5 protein-coding genes, 1 tRNA gene and 1 pseudogene are annotated in these 5,825 nt (G+C 40.3%); 4 read left to right on the plus strand and 3 right to left on the minus strand.

Features of this window, described 5'->3' with window-relative positions:
- Window positions 1-254: 254 nt before the first annotated feature.
- Window positions 255-584: an ATP-binding protein gene (locus QMA00_RS05910; protein ID WP_254843661.1), complete on the plus strand. Its 330-nt coding sequence runs from the start codon at window positions 255-257 to the stop codon at window positions 582-584.
- Window positions 585-603: 19 nt separating this feature from the next.
- On the opposite strand, the gene QMA00_RS05915 is transcribed toward QMA00_RS05910, so the two are convergent.
- Both QMA00_RS05915 and QMA00_RS05920 read right to left on the minus strand, forming a co-directional pair.
- Entirely contained in the window at window positions 604-1,338 is a 735-nt protein-coding gene (locus QMA00_RS05915) for a UDP-2,3-diacylglucosamine diphosphatase (RefSeq protein ID WP_036981895.1), read from the minus strand.
- Window positions 1,339-1,405: 67 nt separating this feature from the next.
- Window positions 1,406-1,897, minus strand: a complete 492-nt coding sequence (locus QMA00_RS05920; protein WP_008111051.1) for a peptidylprolyl isomerase — start codon at window positions 1,895-1,897, stop codon at window positions 1,406-1,408.
- Window positions 1,898-2,051: 154 nt separating this feature from the next.
- Between QMA00_RS05920 and cysS the strand changes: the two genes are divergently transcribed.
- Together cysS and QMA00_RS05930 are read left to right on the plus strand one after the other, a co-directional pair.
- Window positions 2,052-3,431, plus strand: coding sequence for a cysteine--tRNA ligase (gene cysS, locus QMA00_RS05925; RefSeq protein ID WP_076922193.1), 1,380 nt, complete (start codon window positions 2,052-2,054; stop codon window positions 3,429-3,431).
- Window positions 3,432-3,619: 188 nt separating this feature from the next.
- A pseudogene (locus tag QMA00_RS05930) lies at window positions 3,620-4,514 on the plus strand (EamA family transporter).
- A gap of 12 nt (window positions 4,515-4,526) precedes the next feature.
- Here the strand turns inward: QMA00_RS05930 and folD are convergent.
- Window positions 4,527-5,396: a bifunctional methylenetetrahydrofolate dehydrogenase/methenyltetrahydrofolate cyclohydrolase FolD gene (gene folD / locus QMA00_RS05935; RefSeq protein WP_076922194.1), complete on the minus strand. Its 870-nt coding sequence runs from the start codon at window positions 5,394-5,396 to the stop codon at window positions 4,527-4,529.
- A gap of 347 nt (window positions 5,397-5,743) precedes the next feature.
- Between folD and QMA00_RS05940 the strand changes: the two genes are divergently transcribed.
- Window positions 5,744-5,820: transfer RNA gene (locus tag QMA00_RS05940), tRNA-Pro, on the plus strand.
- Window positions 5,821-5,825 lie beyond the last annotated feature (5 nt).

Genomic DNA, 5,825 nt, shown 5'->3' on the forward strand with positions numbered 1-5,825 from the left:
ATACCTTATCTTCATGCTGTTTGTTTTTCATACCACAAAGATCAACACGCCCTAGTAAAAAGTTTTAAAAAAATGGCGATTGATCGCCATAATGATTAATTTATAGCATGTGATATTGAAAAAATTATTGAAGAGCTATTATTGTCATTAAACTCCAGGTTAAAAAACTCGCCAATAAAAGTGAAAACTGTTTTTTACTTAATAAACATATAATTAGCTTGCCAGGTATTATTTCTTAGGTGGTCGAAAACTCAGTGGTTAATGCGCTAAACCATGCTTTTGATGAAAAGCAGGAGGGGGTAATAGAAATAAAAGTCGAACAAGCGACTAATAATAGGGTGAGGCTGAGCGTGTCAGATAATGGCAAAGATGCTAATGGTGAGATAAAGGCAGATATATTTGAACCCTTTTATACTACAGCTAGAGGTAACACGGGTTTAGGTTTATATATAGTTTATCAATGGGTAACCAAGGTTTTAAAAGGGGACATCAAACTTCATTCAGAACCACAAAGCGATACCTATTTTAAAACACAATTTATTATTACTTTACCTGACTTAAAAGCAAAGTCTCATTACAATTAGTCAATAAAGGCTAAAAACCCTACAAGGGGGTCGAAACTAACTCTTGAAAATTAGGGGTCACCACTAAATACGATCCTTGAGTATACCAATCGCCCAATACTGTGCGAGTAAGCGTTTGGTTATTAACTTCATAGGTATGTACATCAGGGCGGTGAGTATGGCCGTGGATCATATTAGCCACGTTATGTTTGGCGAAGGTTTCGAGTACTGCGCTTTGCACCACATCCAGTATTTCTATTGGCTTATTAGCTTGGCTGAGCTTACTTTTTTCACGTGCATCACGGGCTATTTTTTTACGATACCACAATGGCATAGCAAGCATAAGTTTAGGCCACCACCAACCACGGCTCTTTCGACGAAACTTTTGGTACTCAACATCCTGGGTACACATTTCATCACCGTGCAAAATGACAGTAGGAGTGCCGTAGAGGTCGATCACTGTTTGCTCATTCAGTAAGGTCATTCCTGCCATATCGGCGTACTGTTCTCGCATGATAAAGTCGCGATTACCGTGTACAAAATAGATAGGAATACCTAAGTTATTAACCGCTTTTAGTTGTTCTGCCACTGCTGCTGAGAGTTCGCTAACATAATCGTCACCAACCCAAACTTCAAAAAAATCACCTAAAATATATAGGGCGTCTACTTTTTGAGGAACAATATGGGAGTGTAAAAATTTAAAAAATGCCGCTGTAATATCTGGGCGATTTTCACTCAAATGTAAATCGGCAATAAAGTAGGTTTGGCGAGTCATGGTGATTCCAGTTAAATAAAAGCGGGTGAATACCCGCTTTATGTATTCTGTGAAGAATAAGGAGGTTTTAGCTTACAGTTACACTTTCAATTACCACATCTTCAAGTGGTACATCTTGGTGAAAACCATTACTACCTGTAGCAACACCTTTGATTTTATTTACTACGTCCATGCCTTCCACTACTTCAGCAAACACACAGTAACCCCAGCCTTGTGATGTTTCACTGCTGTGGTTTAAAAAGTCGTTGTTATTCACGTTAATGAAAAATTGCGCTGTAGCTGAGTGTGGATCAGGCGTACGCGCCATTGCTAAAGTACCTACTTTGTTAGATAGGCCGTTGTTAGCTTCATTTTCAATTGGGTCGTTTACTTCTTTTTGCTCCATGCCAGATGCAAAACCACCGCCTTGAACCATAAAACCATCAATTACACGGTGAAAAATAGTGCCGTTATAAAAACCTGAGTTTGCATACTCTAAAAAGTTTTTTACTGTATTTGGAGCTTCGCTTTCGTGCATTTTAATGGTGATATCACCAAAGTTTGTGTGTAGAACAACCATGAGGTTTCCTATAGCTAGTTTAAATATTGGCGCTATTTTATCGTAGTTGACTCAGATTAACAAAGTAGATGTTAGGTTTGTTATAAACCGCTAGAGCCCGTGCTTAGCAAGTGGTAACATAGCTTTTCTGTTAATCGTGAAGGAAAGCAACTAAATGGTACAAATATACAACACACTGACACGCCAAAAAGAAGAGTTTAAACCTATGGTCGATGGAAAAATCGACATGTATGTGTGTGGTATCACCATTTATGATTACTGTCACATTGGCCATGCACGCACATTTGTGGGTTTTGATGTAATTGTTCGCTACCTTCGCCACTTAGGTTACGATTTAAAGTATGTACGTAATATTACCGATGTTGATGATAAAATTATCAAGCGCGCAAATGAAAACGGTGAGGCGATTAACGACTTAACCGTGCGTATGACTAAAGCCATGCATGAAGACTTTGACAGTTTAAATATGCTACGTCCTGATATAGAGCCAACCGTAACCGGCCACATGGATGAAATTATTGCTATGGTTGAGCGTTTGATTGCCAAAGGCCACGCTTATGTTGCAGCCGATGGTGATGTATTGTTTGATGTTTCTACCTTTGAGCAGTACGGGGCGCTTTCGCAACAAGATTTAACCATGTTGCAATCAGGTTCGCGTGTTGAAGTAGCACAAGATAAAGATGACCCACTTGACTTTGTTTTATGGAAAAAAGCCAAAACAGGGGAGCCGTCGTGGTCATCACCTTGGGGTGAGGGTCGCCCTGGTTGGCACATAGAATGTTCAGCGATGAGTTCAAAGCACTTAGGAGAGCATTTTGATATTCATGGTGGTGGTTCAGACCTACAGTTCCCGCACCACGAAAACGAAATCGCGCAATCATGTTGTGCAAATAATGGCCAGTATGTAAATACTTGGATCCACACCGGTATGGTACAAGTGAACAAAGAGAAGATGTCTAAATCGTTAGATAACTTTTTTACCGTTCGTGAGGTATTAAAACAATATGACGCAGAGTCGGTTCGTTACTTTTTAATATCAGGTCATTACCGCAGTCAGCTCAATTACTCTCAAGAAAACTTAGACCAAGCACGTTCGTCTCTTGAGCGTATTTACACCGCATTACGTGGCGTTGAGCCAGTTGAATGTGAGCTTGAAGGTAATGAGTATGTGGCTAAGTTTAGAAAAGCCATGAATGATGACTTTAATTCGCCAGAAGCATTACCGGTTGTGTTTGAAGTTGCTAAAGAGCTAAATCGTGTAAAAGACAGTGATAGCGAAAAAGCAGGACATTTAGCCTTTATTCTACGTAGCTTAGGTGAAATACTTGGTATTGCTCAACAAGCACCAGAGGCATTTTTACAAGGCGGTCAAAACGACGATGAAGTGGCTGAAATTGAGGCACTGATTGTAAAACGTAATGACGCACGTGCCAGTAAAAATTGGGCTGCAGCAGATGAAGCTCGCGATGCTCTAAATGCGTTAGGTGTAGTACTTGAAGATTCAGCGGGAAAAACAACGTGGCGTAAAGCTTAGGGTTTGTTGAGCTTTGCGGATTTAGCCATAACGCGCTGAACACAAAAAAAGGGTTGCCATAGGGTAACCCTTTTTTGGTTATATCAATTGCATTAGATTGATTATGCTTTTAATAAAATTGATATTGTTGACCTCAATTATAGTTGAGGTTTTAAACTCGCATTCATCAATTTAAAAATGGAAAATTAATGAATATTTTACTTGCCATGATCCCAGCTTTTTTATGGGGAACGACTTATGCGGTAACTAAATACGCAACCCCAGAGTGGCCGCCAATCTTGCTAGGAGCCATACGTGCACTCCCTGCTGGTTTATTATTGTTGTTATTTAAACCTTCTTGGCCAACGGCTAAACAGTGGCCAGGCATTTTTCTAATAGGCGCAATCAATATTGCGTTGTTTTTTAGTTTTATTTTTGTAATGGCGATTAATTTACCTGCTGCGATTGCAGGTGTCGGTATGGTGTCTGTACCGGTAGTGGCATTATTGTATGCTTGGCTTGTTAAACGACAACAGCCAGCGCTAGTGCAAGGATTTTGTGCCCTTGCTTTAGTGGTTTTAGCATGGCGCTTATTTGACCCACAACATATTGCACTTAATTTATTGGGAGTAGTGGCACTGATAGGGGCGCTATTGACTATTGTTATAGGCAGTACGCTGGTAAAAAAAGTGACCGCTAAAGTACACTGGTGGACAGTATTAACGTGGCAATTAATCATTGGTGGCAGTTTGCTAGCGATTGCTGCTGCAATACAGGCTTTTTATTTTGCTCCTCTGCAATCAATTTTTAACTGCATCAATAAATACCACGCAATGGCTGGCGTTATTTTGGCTAGTGGTCCCTAATACTGCTTTGGCTTACATCCTATATGTTTGGTTATTAGGGCGAATGTCAGTAGTTGAATTTACTTTTGGCACTATAGCTAACCCAATTGCCGGCATTTTATGCGCAGGGTTATTGATTAACGAACAATATGAAAGTTGGCAGTACGCGATTATGTTATTAATGATCGTATTTTCGGTATTGCCACAAGGCTTGGCATTAATAAAACGAAGAATGATGATACAAAAAGCCCGCAATTAAGCGGGCTCTTCATTACTTTATTTTTTGTTTATTGTGATATTTCTCACACGCTTCTAACGTATTTTCAATTAGACTGGCAACAGTCATCGGGCCCACACCGCCTGGTACAGGGGTAATAAAGTCAGCTTTTTGTTCTGCAACGGCGTACTCTACATCACCCACTAATTTACCGTTGTCTAAACGGTTAATACCTACATCAATAACAATGGCGCCGTCTTTTATCCAATCGCCAGGAATAAATTCAGGTTTACCCACTGCTACAACCAGTAAGTCAGCACGACGTACATGCGTTTCTAAATCTTGGGTGAACTTATGGCAAACAGTGGTGGTACATCCGGCGAGTAACAGCTCAAGTGACATAGGTCGACCCACAATATTAGAGGCACCAACAACCACAGCATGCATGCCTTTGTAACGTACGCCGGTTGAATCTAGTAAAGTAATAATACCCTTAGGTGTACATGGACGAAGAGCGGGCATACGCTGTGCTAATCGGCCAATATTATAAGGGTGAAAACCATCAACGTCTTTGTGTGGAGTAATACGCTCAAGAATTTTTTCTGCATCTAAGCCCTCTGGTAAAGGGAGCTGCACTAAAATACCGTCAACTTCGCCATCAACATTCAATTCATCAATTAATGCTAATAGCGCTTGCTCTGTTGTGTCTGCGGGTAAATCAAATGATTTAGAAATAAAACCAACCTCTTCACAGGCTTTACGCTTTGAACCAACGTAAACTTGGCTTGCTGGATCTTGTCCAACAAGCACCACAGCTAATCCTGGGGCTCTAAGGTTTTGTGCAACACGTTCTGAAACTCGTTCAGCCACTGCGCTACGTACTTGTTTTGCTACTGCTTTACCATCAATGATGTTTGCCGTCATGGGTGACCTTTAATTAGGTTAATTAACTTGATACCGATACATTTAAAAAACGAATGCATATATAGGGGTTAAAATGCCGATAAAGAAAAAGACCTTCACCTTACTCATTTTTTAATATGGCGGCTATTTTCGCAGAAAAGCGGTTGAGCGCCAAGTTGCTTTTAAATTATAACCCCCGAATTATAAAAAAGAGTTTAAATTTTATCCCTGTATCGTAATATTTGACCATTATGAACTAAAAATGAGCAATTGATTTGTTTTCTTAAAAAAACGTTTGACCTAACCCGGTCAAATCACTATTATGCACCCCGTTGTCAACGAGGTCACTCGCAGGCAATAGTAAGTATCGGCGATTAGCGCAGTTTGGTAGCGCACTTGGTTTGGGTCCAAGGGGTCGCAGGTTCAAATCCTGCATCGCCGACCATTTTC

The sequence above is a fragment of the Pseudoalteromonas sp. APC 3694 genome, assembly GCF_030407565.1.
Taxonomy (GTDB): Bacteria; Pseudomonadota; Gammaproteobacteria; order Enterobacterales; family Alteromonadaceae; genus Pseudoalteromonas; species Pseudoalteromonas tetraodonis.

Coding starts and splice junctions, on each gene's coding strand:
- cysS (WP_076922193.1), top strand. CDS start 2,052: ATGGTACAAATATACAACACACTGACACGCCAAAAAGAAGAGTTTAAA.
- QMA00_RS05920 (WP_008111051.1), bottom strand. CDS start 1,897: ATGGTTGTTCTACACACAAACTTTGGTGATATCACCATTAAAATGCAC.
- QMA00_RS05915 (WP_036981895.1), bottom strand. CDS start 1,338: ATGACTCGCCAAACCTACTTTATTGCCGATTTACATTTGAGTGAAAAT.
- folD (WP_076922194.1), bottom strand. CDS start 5,396: ATGACGGCAAACATCATTGATGGTAAAGCAGTAGCAAAACAAGTACGT.